At 63.8% G+C, this 20280-nt stretch carries 15 protein-coding genes; 4 read left to right on the forward strand and 11 right to left on the reverse strand.

Features of this window, described 5'->3' with window-relative positions:
* Nucleotides 1–5 precede the first annotated feature (5 nt).
* Both C0V82_RS01320 and C0V82_RS01325 read right to left on the reverse strand, forming a co-directional pair.
* Entirely contained in the window at nt 6–1565 is a 1560-nt protein-coding gene (locus tag C0V82_RS01320; protein ID WP_102110788.1) for an ABC transporter substrate-binding protein, read from the reverse strand.
* Between the two features lie 79 nt (nt 1566–1644).
* Nucleotides 1645–2559: a GntR family transcriptional regulator gene (locus C0V82_RS01325; protein ID WP_102110789.1), complete on the reverse strand. Its 915-nt coding sequence runs from the start codon at nt 2557–2559 to the stop codon at nt 1645–1647.
* 142 nt (nt 2560–2701) lie between these two features.
* On the opposite strand from C0V82_RS01325, the gene C0V82_RS01330 reads away from it, so the two are divergent.
* On the forward strand, nt 2702–3820 hold the full coding sequence (locus tag C0V82_RS01330) for a C45 family autoproteolytic acyltransferase/hydrolase (RefSeq protein ID WP_102110790.1): 1119 nt from the start codon (nt 2702–2704) through the stop codon (nt 3818–3820).
* A gap of 20 nt (nt 3821–3840) precedes the next feature.
* Here C0V82_RS01330 and C0V82_RS01335 read toward each other — a convergent pair whose 3' ends face one another.
* The 3 genes from C0V82_RS01335 to C0V82_RS01345 form a co-directional block, all read right to left on the reverse strand.
* Nucleotides 3841–5826: a PepSY domain-containing protein gene (locus tag C0V82_RS01335; protein WP_102110791.1), complete on the reverse strand. Its 1986-nt coding sequence runs from the start codon at nt 5824–5826 to the stop codon at nt 3841–3843.
* A 103-nt stretch (nt 5827–5929) separates the two neighbouring features.
* Nucleotides 5930–8035: a TonB-dependent siderophore receptor gene (locus C0V82_RS01340; RefSeq protein WP_158659653.1), complete on the reverse strand. Its 2106-nt coding sequence runs from the start codon at nt 8033–8035 to the stop codon at nt 5930–5932.
* A gap of 203 nt (nt 8036–8238) precedes the next feature.
* On the reverse strand, nt 8239–8970 hold the full coding sequence (locus C0V82_RS01345; protein WP_199772442.1) for an IclR family transcriptional regulator: 732 nt from the start codon (nt 8968–8970) through the stop codon (nt 8239–8241).
* A gap of 171 nt (nt 8971–9141) precedes the next feature.
* Between C0V82_RS01345 and C0V82_RS01350 the strand changes: the two genes are divergently transcribed.
* Nucleotides 9142–9927, forward strand: a complete 786-nt coding sequence (locus tag C0V82_RS01350) for a 2-keto-4-pentenoate hydratase (RefSeq protein ID WP_102110794.1) — start codon at nt 9142–9144, stop codon at nt 9925–9927.
* 21 nt (nt 9928–9948) lie between these two features.
* On the opposite strand, the gene C0V82_RS01355 is transcribed toward C0V82_RS01350, so the two are convergent.
* The 4 genes from C0V82_RS01355 to C0V82_RS01370 form a co-directional block, all read right to left on the reverse strand.
* The gene (locus C0V82_RS01355; protein WP_102110795.1) at nt 9949–12285 is read right to left on the reverse strand and encodes an Orn/Lys/Arg family decarboxylase; all 2337 of its coding nucleotides are present in this window, start codon (nt 12283–12285) and stop codon (nt 9949–9951) included.
* A gap of 98 nt (nt 12286–12383) precedes the next feature.
* Nucleotides 12384–13685, reverse strand: a complete 1302-nt coding sequence (locus C0V82_RS01360) for an amino acid permease (protein WP_102110796.1) — start codon at nt 13683–13685, stop codon at nt 12384–12386.
* 140 nt (nt 13686–13825) lie between these two features.
* The gene (locus C0V82_RS01365; RefSeq protein ID WP_102110797.1) at nt 13826–15430 is read right to left on the reverse strand and encodes a phytoene desaturase family protein; all 1605 of its coding nucleotides are present in this window, start codon (nt 15428–15430) and stop codon (nt 13826–13828) included.
* A gap of 31 nt (nt 15431–15461) precedes the next feature.
* A complete protein-coding gene (locus C0V82_RS01370) occupies nt 15462–16619 on the reverse strand; it encodes an aromatic ring-hydroxylating oxygenase subunit alpha (RefSeq protein ID WP_102110798.1) in 1158 nt (385 codons plus the stop codon).
* A gap of 148 nt (nt 16620–16767) precedes the next feature.
* Between C0V82_RS01370 and C0V82_RS01375 the strand changes: the two genes are divergently transcribed.
* A complete protein-coding gene (locus C0V82_RS01375) occupies nt 16768–17403 on the forward strand; it encodes a TetR/AcrR family transcriptional regulator (protein WP_158659654.1) in 636 nt (211 codons plus the stop codon).
* A gap of 3 nt (nt 17404–17406) precedes the next feature.
* On the opposite strand, the gene C0V82_RS01380 is transcribed toward C0V82_RS01375, so the two are convergent.
* Both C0V82_RS01380 and C0V82_RS01385 read right to left on the reverse strand, forming a co-directional pair.
* Nucleotides 17407–18225 (reverse strand): sugar phosphate isomerase/epimerase family protein, encoded by an 819-nt coding sequence (locus C0V82_RS01380; protein ID WP_102110800.1) that lies wholly within the window; start codon nt 18223–18225, stop codon nt 17407–17409.
* 87 nt (nt 18226–18312) lie between these two features.
* Nucleotides 18313–19212 (reverse strand): LysR substrate-binding domain-containing protein, encoded by a 900-nt coding sequence (locus C0V82_RS01385; protein ID WP_102110801.1) that lies wholly within the window; start codon nt 19210–19212, stop codon nt 18313–18315.
* Nucleotides 19213–19242: 30 nt separating this feature from the next.
* On the opposite strand from C0V82_RS01385, the gene C0V82_RS01390 reads away from it, so the two are divergent.
* The gene (locus C0V82_RS01390) at nt 19243–20082 is read left to right on the forward strand and encodes a phytanoyl-CoA dioxygenase family protein (RefSeq protein ID WP_199772443.1); all 840 of its coding nucleotides are present in this window, start codon (nt 19243–19245) and stop codon (nt 20080–20082) included.
* Nucleotides 20083–20280 lie beyond the last annotated feature (198 nt).

The following is a 20280-nucleotide window of genomic DNA, read 5'->3' on the forward strand; positions in this document are numbered from 1 at the left end:
GGTGGTTACTCCCCCTCCTTCGCGACGCCCCAGAGGACGGGCAGATTGGCGGCCCAATTGTGAAAGCCGGTGACAGTGGCCCGCGTGGCGGCGACGGCCACGCCGTTGTAAAGCCCCATGATCGGCACGTCGGCCACCATCTGCTGATGCAGGGCGTCGAAGGCGGATTGACGGTCGGCCTCATCGGCGCTGCGGTTGGCCTGGTCGAGAAGGGCGGCGGCCTGTGTGCTGTGCCACTGGGCGGTGGCGCGGCTGGCCCGGTCGCCGATCAGCGCATCATAGGTCAGGGCGGGATCAAAGCGGGCGGAATAGGAGAAGGAGGAGAGCTGATAGCGCCCCTTTTGATAGTTCGACAATTGGCTGGCCCAGTCCAGCACCGCCAGATCGGCATTGAAGCCGGCATCGCGCAGATAGGCATGGATCAGCACGGCATTGTCGAACATGTTGGGAAAACGGCGGTTGGTCTGCACCACGATGCGTTGCCCGGCATAGCCCGCCTCTTTCAGCAGGGCGCGGGCCTTTGCCGGGTCATAGGCGGGCCATTCGTCATGCACCGACCCATGCTGTGGTGCCACGCGCGGCACGGCGGACGGGTTGGGCTTTACCAGGCCGTTGGTCGCCACCATGGCGATGCCGTCGCGGTCGATGGCGTGCGCAACGGCACGGCGGATGCGGACATCCGACAGGACGGGATCATCGCTTTGCAGCAGCAGGACGGTCCAGCTGAGCAGTTCCTGTTCATAAACCCGCACGCCGCTGAAGCGCTTCAGATCCTGTCCGGCGGCGGCGGGCAGGGCCGGGATGATATCCACCCCGCCCGACAGCAGCGCTGTCTGCGACGTCGTGACGTCGGGCACGATCAGGAACTTCACCTGTTCGACCAATGCCTGTTTGGCGCCGGCCAGACCGCTGGATTCATCGCTGCGCGCGCTGTAGCCGTCGAACCGGTCCAGCATGACGTATTGTCCGCGCCGCCATTCGCCCAGCCGGAACGGGCCGGTGCCGATGGGCGCGATCCAGTGGCCGTCGGCCCCGACGCTGGACGGGGACAGGATGGCCAGCGGGCATTGCGTGCTGGCCATCTGCGCCAGGAAGACGGCCGAAGGCCGGTCCAGGGTGAAGCGCACGGTCAGGTCATCGGGCGTGTCCACGGACAGGACCTTCACCCCCCGGCCCGTGCCGTCATAAAAGCTGCGGCAGGTCCAGTTGCGGGCCGGGTCCATCCAATGGTCCCAGGACCAGCGCACATCACCCGCCCGCAGCACCCTTCCGTCATGGAAGCGGACACCGTCACGCAGATGGAAAATATAGGTGCGGCCCTCATCGGCCATCTCCACCCGGTCGGCCAGCATGGGCGCCACCGACAGGTCGGCGCGGGTCGCCACCAGCCCTTCGACCACCTGGGCCAGGACCATGTCGCTGTTGGTGTCGCGGTTCACGCCCGGTTCGGTGGAACGGATATCGGCATTCAGCGCAACTGTCAGGGTGCCGGATGCGGCGGCCGCCGGGGTCATGCCCGCCAGCGCCGCCAATGCCCAGGCACCCCTTGTCCAGCCGCGCAACATGCTCTGTACCCCCGTGTTGTTCGTTGGAGGTACTTTGTACTATGTATTTATGAAATGCAATATGATTTGTGAGGAGTGCTCACCCGAACTCCGGCCGTTCCTTGGACGAGACGGTCAGATGGCGGCGCATAAGGGCGGCGGCCCATTCCTGATCCCCGCGTTCCAGGGCGTGCAGGATCTCCAGATGTTCGCGGCAACTGTCCACCACCCGATCCTCGCCATAGGACCAGTTGTAGGACAGCAGGCGACGCAGGCGGTTCTGGTTCTGCACCGACTGGTGGATGAAGCGGTTACCGGAACAGGCGGCCACGAAATCGTGGAATTCGGCATTGATGTCGAAGAACTCCATGGCGGTGGGCTTGACCTCCCCCGACAACACCTTCTCATGCGCCTCACGCACCTGCCTAGCCCAGGCGCGGTCCAGGGTGAAGCTGGGCTCCAGAAGGCCCGCCGGCTCCACTAGCAGGCGGAAACGGTAGCTTTCGTCATGCGCCTCATCGCTGTTCAGCGTGGGCATGAACTGCCAGCCATGGCCCATCTTGCGTTCGACGATGCCGTCCTGTGCCATACGGTTCAGCGCCCGGATCAGGGTGCCGCGCGGCACGCCATAGCGGCGCATCAGGTCGGCCTCCGACACCTCGCCATCCACATTGCCCTTCATGCGGTCGGCGGCGATGGCAAGATACAGATCCTCCAGTTCATCCGCGCGGCCGCCACCGCCCTGCCATTCAATGGCGTCTGACGGCACCTTCAGGAAAAAGCCACGGCGTGGCTGTGTTTCCAGGATGCCCAGATCGGCCAGATGTCGCAGTGCCGCGCGCACCGGCGTGCGGGAGACCTTGAATTCCTCCACCAGACCCAGTTCGGTGAAATGGTGGCCGACGGGCAGGCGGTGGCGGCGGATATGATCGACAATCTGTCCGGCCAGGTCGGCCTGCAGCTTTGACGGGCCGCCGGTTTCCGGTTCATCCTGATCGTCAATATCGGTGGTCATAAGGGGGCATCCGGTGCTTGTTCACCGCCAGTCTAGTATCTTGTCGTGATAAAATCCAATTTGATTGCCGTCGGTGCATTGACTTGCACTGTGTTTCATCATAATACAATTCGATCCTTTTCACCTCCGTTGGGCATGCGCCATGGAACCCTTGCCGCCACAGGCAGAAACCGTCCCCTTTCCCCTGATCACGCTGGAAGGCCCCGCGATGGAGCGTGGCCGTCAATATGGGGCGCAGGCGGGGGAACGGATCGCGGTCTGTCTTGCCATCTATCGCGCCGCTATCGACGCCAAGGGCGTGGAATGGGAAAAGGCCCGCGCCGTCGCGCGGCGTGTCCAGGAACGGCTGGAAACCTCCCATCCCGAGCAGATGGCGGAGATGCGCGGCATCGCCGAGGGGGTGGGGGAGCCGGTGGAGGATATTGTCGCCATCAATGCCCGCACCGAACTTTTATATGGTCTGTCGAAAGCGGCGGTGGCGAGGTCGGAACCCGATGGGTGTACGGGGGCCATCGCCCTGCCGTCCGTGACGGCAGACGGGCATCTGCTGCATGGGCAGAACTGGGACTGGCGTGACGAATGCGCGGATTGCGGCGTGGTGCTGCGTATCATCCCAGACAAGGGGCCACGCATCCTGACCTTTGTGGAAGCTGGCATGATGGCGCGGGCCGGCGTGAACAGTGCCGGCGTGGCCATCACCGGCAATTTCCTGGAATGTGAAAAGGACGGCAGCCGCGACGGTGTGCCCATCCCCCTGATCCGCCGGGCCGTGCTGTCACAGACGCATCTGTCGGACGCGCTGCTGACGGTGCTGCAAAGCCCGCGTGCCTTTTCCAACAACCTGATGGTCAGTCATGCCGATGGCGACGCCATCGACCTGGAAACCACACCGGATGAGGCCTTCTGGATCGCGCCCGACGGTGGGCTGCTGGTCCACGCCAACCATTTCGTCAGCGCGCCGGCCCGTGCCAAGCTTCAGGACCGCAGCCTGCTGGTCAATGCCGACAGCCTCTACCGCGACCGCAGGGTGGAGGCGCATCTGCGCGCTGCCGGTGGATCCATCACGCTGGAGACGCTGAAGGAAGCGTTCCAGGACCGCTGGGGCGCGCCGCGCGCCGTCTGCCGCTCCGTCGTCATGGGGCCTGGGGGGCGGACATCCTCCACCGTTGCCACCATCCTCATGGATGTCACGGCACGGCGCATGTGGGTGGCGCCACGTCCCTACGGTCCACATTCCTACACGCGGTATGATCTGGATTGAGGGGGCTTCGGCCCCCTTTTTCATCCCACCGCGATGTCGCCGACACCGCGGGAGCAGCAGGGAGTGATCAGGGTCTGGCGTTCCTGCGGGGACAGGCACTGATCCTTGTGCAGGGCGTGACCTGATCGAAGGGGCAGGGTGCAGGTGCCGCACACACCCTGACCGCAGGAGACGGCAACGTGCAGTCCGGCGGTGGTCAGCGCCTGAGCCAGGGTCTGATCCGCCGGGACCTGGATAATGCGGCCATCGGGCAGCCGGGCACGGAATGGCTGTGCATCGGTACCTGGACCCGTGGGGGCAAATCCCTCCAGATGCACCCGCGCGCCGTCCCAGCCCAGATCATGAGCAGCCTGTCTGATGTCGGCCAGGAAACGGGCGGGGCCGCAGGCCTGCACATGGGTGCCGGGCGGTGCCGATGCCATCACGGTCCGGATATCCAGGCGATGGCGGGGCACGGCGTCGGCGGGATAAAGATGCACCCGGTCCCCCAGGCGGGAAAGCCGGTCGGCGAACAGCACACCGGCGGCATCGCGCGTCGCGTAATGCAGGGTGAAGGGCGCGCCATCCCCGGCCAACGCATCGGCCATGGCGATGATCGGCGTGATGCCGATACCGGCGGCCAGCAGCAGATGGTGCGGGACGCTGCGGTCCAGCGGGAAGCTGTTGCGCGGTAGGCCGACGCGCACCAGATCGCCGACGCGCAGCGCATGCATGGCCCGCGACCCGCCCCGCCCGGCGGGTTCCAACTGTACTGCGATGGCATAGGCGGACCGGTCGCCGGGCGCGTTGGTCAGGCTGTATTGCCGGATCAGACCGCCTGTCAGATGCAGGTCGATATGGGCACCGGGTTCGGCGCGCACGGACAGGCCAAAGGGCCGGCGCAGGCGCAACCCCATGACGCCGGGTGACAGCGGATCGGTGGCCACCACATGCAAGGTACGGGGTGATACGGCGCGTCGCGCCAGCCAGCCCCAGGCCCCGGTGACCAGCAGACCCGCCAGACCCAGGGCCGACAGGCACCAGAACAAGCGCAGCGCCAGACCACCGGCGGATCCGGTATGGATGGGCAGCATCCATTCCATGAAACGGCTGCCTGCTGGCATGGTTGCATCGGTATAGCGGGCCAGGATGCTGCCATCATAGGCATTCAACCATACCTGCCAGGTGGCATCGGGCCGGGGGGCGGTTTCATCCTCCAGAAATACCAGCACCACCCGGCCGCTGCCGCCGGGAAAGCGGACATTGCGGATGGGGGCGCCGGGCCGGTCGGCCCGAGCGGCGGCGATGATCTGGTCCAGGGGTAGTAATGGTTGGCCGGCACGGGCGACGACAAGGGGCGCCGGCTTGCCCGAAACAGGCGCGATGACACCGACCAGGACGGAGGTCCAGACCTTCAGCGCCACCATCACCCCGGTGAAGGACAGGATGATCAGCGGCAATGCGGCCAGGACGCCCGTCAGGCGGTGCAGGTCGCGCAACAGACGAGCCCGCCCGCCGCTTGTGGCGACCATGAACAGGCCCCGTCCGCGCGGCCGCCCCCGCCACCAGAGGACAGGCCCCGTGATGGAAAGGATCAGCAGGCCCAGACCGCTGAGCCCCGAGATGGTCTGCCCATCCTTGCCCAGTAGCAGCGTGTAATGCAGGTCGAAAAGCCATTCGATGGGCCAACCGGCGACGGTAGCCTCCCGATTCACCTGTCCGCTGCCGGGATCAACCGACAGGCGCCATTCGGTGCCACCCCGGTCCAGGCGCAGGATATAGGTGCTGTCCGGTGTCTCCGGATAATCGATCCGCAGTAGCCTTGCATCGGGCCGATCGCGCAGGACCCCGCCGACCAGGGTTTGCAGCGGCAAGGGCGGGGAACCGTCGGCGGTCAGGGCGGCGTGGTGCAGAAGATCATTCGCCTCATGCTTGAACAGCACGATGGCGCCCGTCAGCGCCTGCATCAGCAGCAAGAGCGATAAGGGCAAGCCCAGCCAACGGTGCACCCATGCCAGCAGCCTCATGGCACCCCCGAAAACATGCAGAATGTAGCATGAATAAAATAGTCTGCTGTCACGGGGCGCCCGAAGGCAGTCCCATGACAGCAGACTATGCCGGACCGCCTGCTCAGAACCGGGTCGTGATCGCGAACTTCACCGTCATGGGCAGGGCAGGGCTCAACAGATTGGCCCCCGTCGCCGCCCAATATTTCTTGCCCGTCAGGTTCTCCCCGTTCAGGCGGAAGGTGACGGGATGGTCGGCAATGTCGGTGCTGTAACGGATGCCGGCATTATAGGTGGTATAGCCGTCGATGAAGGCGGTGTTCTGATTGTTGATGGCGCGGTTGCCGACATAGAACAGGCCGGCAGAGACGCCAAGACCTTCCACTGCCTCCGGCTTATATTCCGCGAACAGTGACGCTGTGTATTTGGCGGTGTTTTCCGGGCGCTTGCCGATGACGGCGGTGCTGGCGGCCTTTTCCTGCGCCGCATCCAGATACATGGCCGTGGCGAAGAGGGACAGGCGTTCGGTGACTTCGCCCGTGGCGCTGGCTTCCCAGCCCTTGTAGATGGTGCGGCCATCCTGAACGAAACGGTTGGCGCTGTTCAGGAAGGAGGAGGCGCGGTCAATGTCAAAATAAGTCAGAGAGACCATCAGTCCCTTCTGCGGCTCGATCTTGACGCCGGCTTCCTTCTGTTTGGAGATGGCAGGCGGCAGCACCTCACCGCCATTGGCGGCGGTCAGCGGGGCGACGCCGCCTTCTTCCAGCCCCTCGATATAGGTGGCATAGAGGCTGATCCAGTCCTGCGGCTTTACCACCAGACCATAGGAGGGCGAGGTCTTGGTGGTGTTGTAGGGCGTGCCCGTCTTCGACTTGTTCTGATAGTCGGTGTAGCGGGCGCCGACCAGCAGGTCGATCCAGCTTTCATAGGAAATGCGGTCGAAGATATAGGCGCCCTGGTCTGTGATCTTGGACGGGTTGGGCACCACGCGGGCCGGCAGCGGCGTTTCGGCCACACGCACAGGGTTATAGTAATTCTGGGCGTAATTGACGGTCGGGTTGCTGGGCGTTTCCGCCGTGCGGGTGTTGATGGTGCCGCCCACGGACAGTTGGTGGGTCAGGGGGCCGGTTTCAAAGGCGCCGGCCAACTCTGTGCGGTAATTCTCGTTCACATAATCATTGCCGTTGGACAACAGCACCTGCAACGTGCCGGCTCCGGTGGTTAGGTTGTAATTGCGGAAGGTGTTGTAATGCCGGTCACGCGACAGTTCGGACCGCCCCGCCTGACCCGTGATTGACCAGTTTTCGGCAAAGCGCCATTCGACATGGGCCATCAGGTTCAGTTCGTTGGCGTCCGAATACATCCATTCCGACGACAGGCTTTTCTTCGGGTCCCACATGGGCGGTAATGTGGTTACGCCATTGACGGCCGCGGGCAGGGTGATGGTCGCCGTTTCGGTGATCTTCTTGTCGATATATTCGGCATCCAGGCGGATTTTCACGGTTTCAACCGGGTCCCAGTCAAAGGCGACCGCGCCCACGGTGCGATGGCCATCGACGGCATCAACCCCGGTCTCCAACCAGCCCTGCACGGCATTCACGCGCAGGCCGAATTCATCCTCTTCCCCAAAGCGACGGGACATGTCGGCATGCACGCCGGCGCCACCGAACTGATTGCCGCTGAGCGTGATTTCGTTCAGCGCCTCTGCCGTTGGCCGCTTCATGGTCAGGTTCACGATGCCGGCCGGCGTGGTGAACCCGTAATAGAGCGAGGCGACGCCCTTCAGCACCTCCATACGCTCCTTATCCTCCATCGGCAGGTCGATCAGGTTCACAATCGGCAGGGAGCCGTTCATGCGGTAATTGCTGCGGTTTTCGACGGGAATGCCGCGGATGGCCAGATTGGCGTAAACGGCAGGGCTGACCTGGGAAAAGGTGACGCCGGCGGTGTTGCGCACGGCATCGCCCATGCTGGTCACCTGCTGCGCATCCAGCAGGTCGCGCGGCATGATGTTCACCGTCAGCGGCGTGTCCATCATGCGCGCACCCCGGAAGGTGCCGGCCTGCACATAATCGGCGCCGAAGCTGTTCTTGCGGTCGGCGGTGACAATGATCTCTTCCAGCAGCGGGCCGCTGCTATCCACCTTTTCTTGAGCATTTGAACTGTTAAAATACAGCATCGGGCCTGTCAGTGCTAATCCCAGCGCTACCCCAGCCTTCATCGTCCTCATGTCAGAATCCCCGTACTTGTGTCTGCGCCTGCCTGTCGGCCGCTCCCCTTGCCGGGTCGCGATGTTCTGAAGGCAAGATAGCATTATGTACTGATAGAATACAATATGCTTTGGAGGGGCGAAAGCAGGGGCCGGCAGCCGCCGGCGCGGTCACACTGCCGGACCGGGGATATTGGCTTGTTGGTTGTGTACCTGTTTGGTGGTCAGCCTGCGGTGTCCGGCGGATTGCCATAGACCTGGGTACTGATTGTCATCGCCGCAGCGGTCAGCGGGGCGATCAGGTCCGACCGCCCCGCCTCGCTGTCATCCGTCACCCGATAAGAGGCGGAAATAGCAGCCAGGACTTGGCCATCGGGTCGTTTGATGGGCACCGCCACGCAATGCAGATCGGGCACGATCTCCCCCTCATCCCGGGCGACATCCGTCATGGCGATCTGCCGCAGGGTGCTGCGCAGGTGATCGGGGTCGGTGATGGTGGCGGCTGTCAGGGGAACGAAGGGGCCAAGGGACAGGTATTTTTCCCGCTCATCCTCCGGCAGGTTGGCCAGCAACACCTTGCCCATGCCCGAACAATAGGCCTCCAACTGCTGGCCGACCTTGGTGAACAGCGCATCGGCGCTGCGCCCGGCCTTCAACCGATATGTCACCATGTCATTTTCCAGCGTGCCAAGCTGAACGATGCAGCCAATCTGCCGGGCCAGAGCCGGCAGGACCGGCGCCGCCTTGGCTACGATGACCTGTTTCTCATCAATCCGGGCATTCAGCAGGAGAAGTCGGCTGCCCGCCATATACCCACCCGCCGGATCTGGGGACAGATAGCCCGCCGCCACCAGCGTCGCGATCTGACGGTGGGCGGTGGATACCGGGATATCAAGCTGGCGTGCCAGATCGGTGATCGACCGTCCCCCACCGCCATTGATGACGCTGTCCAGCATCGTCAACGCCCGCAGTGAGGAGGAGAGGTGAGGGGTTCCATTTCTCATAATATAAGAAAATACAGCGTACCTCGGCTGGTGACCAGCAGAACCATCGGATATGGTGGGTCTGTGCGGTGCGGGTGCAAAGGGGCTCCAGCGGCACCAATGACAGTTTAAGGAAACGGCCAGATGGTCTCGCCCACATATCAAGAAGTCGCCCAGCGTCTGCGTCAGGCCTATGACGGCCCTGCCATCGCACCGCTGCGCGACGCGTTGGACCCGCTCGACGCCGATGGCGCCTATGCCATACAGGCCATCAATACCCAATGGTGGCAGGGAAAGGGCCGTAAAATCGTGGGGCGCAAGGCCGGCCTGACGGCCAAGGCCGTGCAGAAGCAGTTGGGGGTGGACCAGCCGGATTTCGGCGTGCTGTTCGATGATATGCGCGTTGCCGATGGTGGCTTCCTGGACCCAGCCAGGACATTGCAACCGAAGGCAGAGGCGGAAGTGGCGCTGATCCTGGGTCAGGCACTGCCCAGCCCGACCACCAGTGCTGCCGATGTGGCGGCAGCGGTCGCCAGCGTGCATGCCGCGATCGAAATCGTGGATAGCCGTATCGCCAATTGGGCCATCACCTTCGCGGATACCGTCGCCGATAACGGCTCCTCGGCCTTCTTCGTGATCAGTGAGGAGGGCAGGCCCCTGGCGGGGCTGGACCTGTATACCTGCGGCATGGTGCTGGAGGTGGATGGGACGGTGGCGTCATTGGGGGCGGGGGCCGCCTGTTTGGGCCATCCGTTGAATGCGGCAGCTTGGCTGGCCAGTACGCTGGCCGCCCGTGGGCAGCCATTGCAGGCCGGCGACATCCTGCTGACCGGTGCCTTGGGGCCGATGGTGGCGCTAGTGCCGGGGCAGAAGATCACCGCCAAGGTGGGGGGGCTTGGCAGCTGTTCCTTCACCTATGCCGCCGGATAAGGCAGCCGTTGCCATATCCCCTTATTCCCGCACCACATAGGTATAGAACCGGATGCGTCCATCGGCATCCTGCTTGCGATAGACGCCCTGGATTTCATTGTCGAAGCCGGGGAACAGGTTGGCCCCCTTCTCGAACACTTTCAGGTAATCGATCATGGGGCGCGCGGCCTCCGTCAGCCGCTCTCCCGGCAGGACGGTGGCGATGCCGGGTGGATAGACCAGCATCAAGGTGGTGGCGATGCGGCCCGGCAACTGGTCCAGGGTGACAAAATCCACCTTGTTGCGGACCAGCTGCTTGGCCGCCTTGTGCGGCAGCATGGCCATTTCCGGCAGATGTTCGGGCCGGAACTGCGCACGCTGCAACGCGCTGATATTATGCTCGCGATAGAAGCTGTGAATGTCGCGGCACAGGTCGCCCAGCCGTACGCCGTTATAGCGCGGTGCCCGGCGACGCACGAAATCGGGCATGATGTCGTCCAGCAGGGCATTGTCGTCATGCAGGCGCTTGAAGAAGATCAACGCGCTCATCAACCCGCCGGCCTTGCTGCTTTCCACGCCGGGGGTCAGTAGGAACAGCAGCGAATTCAGGTCGTTCTTTTCCGGCACAATCTGGTTTTCGCGTAAGTACTCGGCCACCACCGGGGCCGGTATCCCCTGATCCAGATAGGCGCCGGTACGCCGGTCGAAGCCCGGTGTCAGGATAGTCAGCTTGTTCGGGTCGGTCATGGCATAGTTGGGGCCAAGATGGCTGAACCCGTGCCAGCCGCGACCCGGTTCCAGCATCCAATGCGCCGGATCGCGGGCCAGCTCATCGGTCGGCACATCCTCCCACCGCACATCACGCCCGTCGAACCGGGTGACGTCGGGGACGAATGGGTCAAAGAACCATTGGCGGGCGGGATCGCTTTCCTTGTCGATGAATTCCCGTGCGATGGCGCGCAGCTTTTTGCGGGTTTCAATGCCCAGGCGGATCGTATCGTCCCACAGGACCTCTCCCGACTTGCCCTTCATCATCTGTGCGCCGACATCCAGCGAGGCGAAGATGGGATAGAAGGGGCTGGTGGAGGCGTGCTGCAGGAAGCTTTCATTGAAGCGGCGATGTTCGACGCGCCGTTCAATATCGCCGATATGCTTGTCCTTCACATGGATCTGCGATGCTTGGCTGAAGCTGGCCAATTGCTTGTGTGTTGACTGGGTGGTGATGATGCCGGGGCTGTCTGGACCCAGGTTCTTCACCCCCATGCCATAGCGACCCTGGAACAGCGGGTGGAACTTCATGAAGCCGGCCCAGGCCTCGTCGAACATGATGTAATCACATAAGGGGCCCAGCTTCTCGACCAGCATGTCAGCATTATTGATGGTGCCGTCATAGGAACATTGCTGGATCACGGCCACACGGAAGGGCCGCGGCTTCTTCCAGGCATCGGGGTCCTTCACCCAGGGATTGGTGCGGATTTTCTCGCGGATCTTGTCCTCGTCCAGCGCCTCATAATCGATGGGGCCGATCAGGCCGTGGGCGTTGCGGTCGGTTTCCAGGAAGATCGGCGTGCCCTGACCCAGCAGCAGGGCGCCATGATGGGCGGCCTTGTGGTTGTTGCGGTCGAACAGAACAAGGTCGTCTTCGGCTACCAGGGCACCCAGCACGACCTTGTTGGACGCCGAGGTACCGTTCAGCACGAAATAGGTGCGCTCCGCCCCGAAGATCTTGGCGGCTTCCTTCTGGGCGCGCAGCGCCGGTCCTTCATGCACCAGCAGGTCGCCCAGATCGACGACGGAATTATCCAGATCGTCGCGGAAAATCGCCTCGCCCAGATGTTCCACAAAGATGCGGCCGATGGGGCTGCGGCTGTAGAAGATGCCGCCATTATGGCCCGGACAGGTCCACATCTGGTTGCCTTCTTCGGCATAATCGACCAGGGCACCAAAGAACGGCGTCTTCAGGGTTTCGGCATATTGGCGCAGACGGCTGATCAGGTTCTTGGCGATGAATTGCGGGGTTTCTTCGGCCAGGAAGACATAGCCGTCAATCTCCCGCATCACCTCCACCGGGATATCCTCCAGCCGCTTGCGCCGCACCAGCAGCACGATGGGCATTTCCAGCCCGCGCGCCCGTACCAAGGAGATCAGGGCCGCTGCCTTGCCTTCCGACCAGCGCTTACCCCAGTCCAGCACCATGCAGCCGATGGCGGCGTCGGTGCGGATGGCCAGTTCGGCATCCTCGATGCGGCGGGCCTTGGTCACCTCGAAGCCCAGACGCTCCACCTCGCCGATGATGTCCTGAAGCCGCGACCCCTCCAGTTCATCCGCCTCAAAGGCGGGGGCGCAGACCAGGAAATTGAAGCGGCGGAAGAAATCCATCGGTGGGTCTCCAGAAACCATGCAGGTGACAGGGAACGAAAGGCAGCGGCAGCAGAATGCCGCTTTCGTCGCCGCAAAAGAAGTTACAAACAAATGTCTTAAGGTGCTGCCGCATGCCGCCGCCGCAGCAGATAGAGCGGCACCGTCAGCAGCAGGATCAGTGCGGCCACCCCCAGCATCCACCCTTCCGACAGGGCGATGATCAGGACGCCGAAGCCCAACCCCACCAAGGCGGCTCCCCGTACCCGCAGCCGTTCCATCCCCGCCGGCACCTCCCCTGACAGGCGCAGCAGCGACAGGCAGGCATAGACATAGACCAGCACATTCAGGATCACCGCCATGTTGATCACCATGCTGAACTGTTCGCCCAGCGTGGCCGACAGGGTGGAGATGCAGACGATGGTCATCAGCAAGGCGGTGACGATCAGGTTGCGCGACGGCGCGCCATGGGCGTTGATGCGCGACAGCATGCGCGGGAACAGGCCCAGTTCCGCCGCCGCCTCGGCCGTTTCGGCCCCCACCAGCATCCATCCGGCAAGCGTGCCCGCCGCCTTCACCATGGCACACAGCGCCAGGATGCTGGCCGCCACCGGTCCCCAGATGCGGGCCGCCACCTCTGCGAACGGCGCGGTGGAGGCAGCCAGTTCCGCTGCCGGCATCACGCCCGACAGGGCCGTGCAGGCGATGATATAGGTGACACCCGCCACGCCGATGCCGCCCGCCGTGGCCAGCGGCACATCGCGTTCCGGCCGTTTCACCACCGCTGCCACGATGGCCGCACTCTCCAGACCCAGAAAGGCCCAGATAATCAGACCCAGCGAGGCGGTGATGGCCGACAGGTCCGATCCGCCCGTCACATTCCAGGAGGCCCGGAAAATCGCCGGATCAAACCACGCCCAGCCCAACCCGCCGACCAGCAGCACCGGCGCCAGCCCCAGCACCAGGGCTACCCCCTCGAACCGTGCGATCAGGCGGGCACCCCAGAGATTGACGAGCGTCGTCAGCCAGATGATGGCGATGGTCACCCCGGCCAGCACCATCGGCACCTTGATCGAGGCAAAAAAGGTGCCGAGATAGCCGGTGACGGCCAGCGCGATGGCGACATTCCCGAACCATGTGGCGATCCAATAGACGAAGGCCGACTGGAAGCCCAGGTAGCGACCCAGCGCGTCATGCACTTGCCCCGTCAGGCCCAGTCCGCCCGGTCGCAGCATGGCCAGGCGCGAACAGACCCAGCCCAGGATCAGGCATCCCAGCAGGACTGCTATCCAGCCAACAAGGGTGATGGACCCGATGGCGCCCAGGCTGACCGGCAGCAAAAAGATGCCCGACCCGATCATATTGCCCGCAACGATGGCCCCGGCCCCCAAAGGGCCGATCTTCTGGCTGCGGTTTCTCATGGGCCGGCCCCGTGCGGAGGGTAGAAATACTGGCCAGCCTGTCGCATGCCAAACCTCCCGTATCGTCCGGCCTGTCGGGGCCTCTTGGAAAGCCTACCCGTTATTCAGCCTGCGTCCAGGGTTCAGGGGGCGTCATGTCCCTAAATCCGCCGTGCATGGATGTCGGCAATGATCTCCCGCGCGGCATTGTGGCCTGGTGCGCCGGTGACGCCGCCGCCCGGATGGGTGCCGGACCCGCACTGGTACAGGCCCTTGATCGGCGTGCGGTAATCGGCATGGCCCAGCATGGGGCGGGCGGAGAAGATCTGGTTCAGGTCCAGCGCGCCGTGGAAAATGTCCCCCCCGACCAGCCCGAAGGTCCGCTCCAGATCCAGCGGACTGTTGATCTGCCGGCCGATGACCGATGCCTTGAAATTGGGGGCGTAGCGGTTGACGGTGTCGATCATCAGGTCGGCCACCGTCTCGCGGTGATCGTCCCAGGAAGCACCATCCGGCAGTTCCGGCGCCACATGCTGACAGAACAGGCTGGCCACATGCTGGCCCTTGGGTGCCAGCGTGCTGTCGAGCGTGGAGGGGATCAGCACCTCCACGATGGGGTTCTTTGACCACCCGTCGCGGCGCGCATCCATAAAGGCGCGATCCATGTAATCCAGGCCCGGCGCGATGATGATGCCCGCGGTATGGTGCGGGGCGCGGTCCTTGCCGGGCAGGCTGGTGAAGTCAGGCAGTTCCGACAGCGCCACATTCATGCGGAAGGTGCCGGACCCGCAGCGCCAGTTGGTGATGCGGCGGTTGAATTCCGCCGGCTGCTCATTGGCGGCCACCAGCTTTCCGAACAGCAGGCGCGGGTTCAGGTTGGACACGACCAGCCGGCCACGCACGGCGGTCCCATTGGCGGTGACGGCCCCCACGGCCCGGCCCTTCTCAACGATCACTTCCGTCACGGCGGCGTCGGTGATGATCTCCACCCCGGCTGCCATTGCCGATTTGGCCATGGCCTGGGTGATGGCGCCCATGCCGCCGATGGCGTGGCCCCAGGCGCCCTTCTTGCCATTCACCTCCCCGAACACATGGTGCAGCAGGACATAGGCGGAGCCGGGCGTATAGGGGCTGGCGAAATTACCGACGATACTGTCAAAGCCGAACACCGCTTTCACCGGCACGCTTTCGAACCAGCGGTCCAGGTAATGGCCGGCGGACATGGCGAACAGGTCCAGCAATTCGCGTTGAAGGTCGATGTCCAGCTTGTTCAGACGCCCGCCCAGCCGCGCCATCTTCAACAGTTCCGGCAAAGCAGCAAACAGCCCGCCCTGCACTACGTTCGGCGGGGTTTGCAGCACCAGATCGCGCAGCACATCGGCGATGGCGCCCGTCACCCGATCATAATCGTCCAGCCGTTCGGCATCCCGGGCGGAGAATTTCGCGACCTGCTGCCGGGTCAGCCCGTTGCCGCCCGTCATCAGGTGGGTGCCATCATCGAACGGCAGGAAGTTCGAGACTTCCCGTTCGACCACCTTCAACCCATGGGCCGCCAGATCCATGTCCTGGATCACCTTGGGGTTCAGCAGCGAGACGGTGTAGGCGGCCACGGAGTTGCGGAAGCCGGGATGGAATTCCTCCGTCACTGCCGCCCCGCCCACCACATGCCGGCGTTCCAGAACCGCGACCGACAGGCCAGCCTTGGCCAGATAAGTGGCGCAGACCAGACCATTATGGCCGCCACCGATGATCACAACGTCGCGCATGGAAACTGTCCTCATGATGGGGGCGTTCAAATCAACGGGTACGCCCGCTCCACCCCGGTGTCGGGGCCTGGGGCAGGCGGCTTTCGGGGATCAGCGCGCGGATACGCCGGGCAAAGCTGCGCAGCGATACCTCGTTGCGGCCCAGCGGGCCGGTCGTATAGGCGCGGCTGCCCATGCCCTGCTGCACCCGTTCGATCAGCGTCTTATCCTCCAGGCTGACCTGCCGGTTGATGCGCCAGTTGGCATAGCGCACGGCCCGCATCTCTCGCCGCGCATCGGGATGCACATAGGCGATCTCCCGGATCACGCTGTCGGTGGGGGAGGTGGGGATCCACTGCATGAAGTCGATCTGATCGGGATAAATATCGAACGCCTGATTGGGCCAGAGCTTGAAATAAGTCCAGAGCCGCTGCCGTTCCGCCGGAAGGTGGGGCACGGTCGGCAGATAGGTCTGATAGAACCGTTCCGACCGGTTCTTTGACGGCACATCGATCAGACGGCCCCACATCTTGTCGACCCATTCCTGCGCCTCTAGCCCGTAACCTTGGCCGAACAGGCGGGTTAGGCCGGGATGGGCGACATTGATATGCAGGCTGTCGGAATAATTATCGCCGACATTCTTCCAATTGACCGCCCGTGGCCGCAGCGTGACCCGGCCCAGCGGCACCAGTTCAGACAGGCGGTAGGGTTCGATCTCATGCGCATAGGGTCGCATCATCTCCGCCACGCTGGGCCCGCCAGCCTCCAGCCGGATGAAGATGAAGCCGTGATAGATCTCATGCTCCACGGTCAGCAGCGGATAGTCGGCCAACTGGAAATCCGGGAATTCCCGGCGATGCGGCACACCCAGCAGGGTCCCGTCGGTGCCATAGGTCCAGGCATGGTACGGGCAGGTGATGCGCCGCCCGCAATTCCCGGCCTCCCCATCCAGAAGGCGGGCCGCGCGGTGACGGCAGAGATTGTGGAAGGCGCGGACCACCCCGTCATCGCCCCGCAGCACCACGATGTTTTCGCCCATGAACGCGAAGCTGTGATAGTCGCCCGGCTGCGGGATATCATTATTGTGACAGACGATCTGCCACGCGCGGCGGAAGATCACCTCCCGCTCTGCCGCCAGGAAATCCGCGTCACGATAGATCCACCCCGGCAGGCTGACATCATCGTCGGCGTCGGGGATCGCATCGGCCATGAAACCATTCCTTCAGCGCAGAATGTCAGCTTGTTGAACATTCGTGCAACAGGGGGCGCCTGTCAACCGGCCTGCCATCGCCGCTTTGCGCGCGACAGGGCCGAAGGGGGCATGATAAACGACCACGCCGCCGGAAATGGAGAGTTGCATGACCACGACCCCCCGGAAATTTTCCCGCATCCAGCCGGAACTGCGCCGGGAAAATCTGGTGGCGGCGACCCTGCGCTGTCTGGCGGAACATGGCCATGCCGGTGTGTCGGTGCGCAAGATCGCGGCGGCGGCCGATGTCTCCATCGGCCTGATCAACCATTATTATCCCAGCATCGACCAACTGATCAGCCACGCCTATGAGACGCTGTCCGGCGGCATCGCCGACGGCCTGCTGAAGGCGTCGGAAGCGGGGGCTGACCCGCGCGACAGCCTGTCCCGCTTCATCACGGAAAGCTTCGGCCCCGCCATCCTAGACCCTAAAATGCTGGGTGTGTGGGTGGTGTTCTGGAGCATGGTACGCCATTCCGCCGACATGGCCGCGGTACAGCAGCGCACCTATGGTCAGTACCGCGCCGCCCTGGAGCGCCATCTGGGTGCGCTGGCCGAACAGAAGGGCCTGCCAGCCATGAATATCCGGGCGGCAGCCACCGCGCTGAACGCGATGCTGGACGGGCTCTGGCTCACCTGGTGCCTGAACCCTGCCGATTTCAGCGTGCAGGAAGGGGTTGCCATGTGCGAGGGCTGGGTGGATGCATTCGCCGCCGGCCTGTTCGCTGAGCGATTGAGGGCCTGACCGCTATTCCCACAGCCCCCGCACCAGCGCCATCATCTGGCGCGCCTCGGCCCAGCGGTCGGTCAGTTCCCGCCCGCCCGCATCCACCACGGCATAGGGCGGTGGACCCAGTTCCACCATGAAGCTCAACGTATCGTCGGCTGCGGCCTGTTCCCGCCACTGTGCAAAGCCCTGCCGCCACCAGCCCAGAAACAGGTCCAGCCAGGGCCGGTGATGCCCGCCGACGGGGGCCTGCACCTGATGCGCGGTGGCGATGCGGCCATGAAAGGCCCTGGCCTGACGCAGGACGCGGGCGATGGCGGCGTGCTTGGCCTCATCGACGGGCAGGTCCCATTCGCCGGCCACCACATAATGGCAAAGGTCGGCGGTCAGCGGGATGGCGGGCAGGGCGTCCAGCATGCGCAGGCAGAACGGCAGGTCCTGGGTCAGCCGGGCACGATGCGTCTCGTAAAAGATCGGCAGTCCTGCCCGCTCGCGCACCCGCTCCAGGCTTTCCACCAGCCGGACTGCGTTGGTCACCCGGTCCATCGGCCCCGCGATCTGCACATTCAGATGGTGGGCGGACAATGACGCCGCTTCGTCTGCGAATCGGTCCAGTTCGTCGGCGCTGTGCACAAGCACCTGGGCTTCCCAGGCCAAGCCGCGTTCATTCATGAAGCGGGATGTGATGGCGGTGCGTTCCTTGCGCACCAGATTGGTGCCCGCCCCGTCGAACCCGGCATCGACCATGGCCTGCAATGCCGTTTCAAGGTCGTTCCAGACATCGAAGCCGGAACAGCGATCCATCCCCCAGACGGATTGCAGGATCAGAAGACGGGGCATGGAACCCTCCCGGTGGTCGACGCTCCTGCTTCGTCCCTTCCGGCTTTCCCGTCCAATCGCAATCTCTCAACAACCCATGCGCGGATGCTATGACCCCGCCAGACAGGACGCTGCTTCCTGTCGCACGACGTCGGCCAGCCAGGAAACCGGTGGCGGGGTGGGACCGATATCGGGTTCCAGCAAGGTGAAGTCAAAGCCGATGGCAGGCCGCACGGGCCGTATTTCAACGCCGAGCCGGCGGAACAGCCGGGCCGAAAACGGCTCAACAATGGCCAGGCCCAGCCCCGCCTCGACATAGGCATAGATGGGCAGGGACTGCTGGCATTCCAGTAGCCGTTCCACCATCACCCCATGAGCCGCGAGGGCGGAATCGATGCCGTTCCACAGGGCATCCGCCTCATGCATGGGGCCAATGAAGCTTTCGCCGGCCAGATCACCCACCTGCAAACTAGCCTTCCCGGCCAACCGGTGTCCGGGGGGCAGGGCGCAGACATAATCGGCGCGGATCAGTGGCGTGACGCGGATACCCTCACGCGGGGCCGAAGCCACGCCGATGCCCAGGTCGGCCTGACCCAGGAACACCCTGTCCTCAATAGCGCGTTGTCCCAGCGCCTCCACCGTCACCTTCACTTCCCCGTACCGTTCCCTGAACCGGGCCATGACCGGGGGCAGAACGGCGGTGGCGATGGCCGACAGGCAGGCGATGCGCACCGTTCCCACCGGATGGGCCCGGATGCGCCGTGCCGCTTGGGTCAGCAGGTCCAGGCCTGTGAAGGATCGCTGCACCGCCTCAAACAGCGTCTCCGCCTGGGCCGTGGGATGCACCCGCCCGCCCCGCCGTTCAAACAGTGGAAAACCCACCGCATATTCCAGATCGGCGATCAGGCGGCTGACCGATGGCTGGGAGATGTTCAGCATGGCGGATGCGGCGGTGACCCCGCCACTCATCATCACTGCCCTGAACGCCTCAATCTGTCGCATCCGCATGGAGACATAGTATTCACGAATGAACTCGTGATGCAATTCGATTGGATGCGATGGCTGATCCGGCGGCAGAATGGTTTCAACAACAGCCCGTACCCGGAGGAAACCATGAAGTACGAACAGCAGCGCGAACAGTTCCAGCGTGAAGGCTACGCCGTTTTCGAACGCGTGCTAGAAGGCGAATTGCTGGATATCCTGCGCGCGCAGTGTGGCCGCATGGTGGAGCGGGAGGATGCGCGGCTGGACGCGCTGGGCGTGGATGTCGACGGCATCACCCATCGCGGCAACCGCTATTTCGCAGGGGAATGCCAGCGGGTACAGCCGGAACTGCGCGAAATGCTGTTCTCCGACGTGATGGCCGATATCTGCCGCGCCACCATCGGCGACGACGCCTATTTCTTCTATGACCAATATGTGGTGAAGGGGGCGGGCGGCGGCATGTCCTTCAGCTGGCATCAGGACAGTGGCTATGTCGTGGGCAACGGCGGCCCGCCGGACCATAAGCCCTATCTGACCTGCTGGTGCACCCTTGACGACACCACCATCGAAAACGGCACCGTCCGCGTCCTGCCTTTCAGCCAGGTTCCCGCCACGCGTGAAGGTATCGTCCCGCATGTGCGCCAGCCCGGTACCAACGATCTGGTCGGTTGGACTGGCGACGAGGAAGGGGTGGTGGTGGAGGTACCCGCCGGCAGTGTGGTGGCCTTCTCCTCCCTGCTGTTGCACGCCACGGGTGCCAATCGCACTGACCGCATGCGTCGTGTTTATCTGGCGCAGTATAGTCCGGAGGTGATCCTGAACCCCGGTACCAAACAGCTTCGCCGCAACGCCATCCCGGTGCTTCGCAATGGCAAGCAGGTGACATTTGCCTGATGGAACGGGGCGGGATTGCTGACTTTCCGCCCCTTCTTTGCTATGCTCTGCCCATCAGCGGGATATCTGCGTCTATGGCAATTCGGAGCGGTAGGTGGTCGGAGTTTGCAGGGCGTGAACTCCTGAAACACCCCCTTGTTTTGTGTTTCATTTGGTTGCACGAGGCTCGTTTCCATTCGGAGCGGGCCTGTGCGCGTC

Origin of the sequence: Niveispirillum cyanobacteriorum, from assembly GCF_002868735.1 — a bacterium.
Taxonomy (GTDB): domain Bacteria; phylum Pseudomonadota; class Alphaproteobacteria; order Azospirillales; family Azospirillaceae; genus Niveispirillum; species Niveispirillum cyanobacteriorum.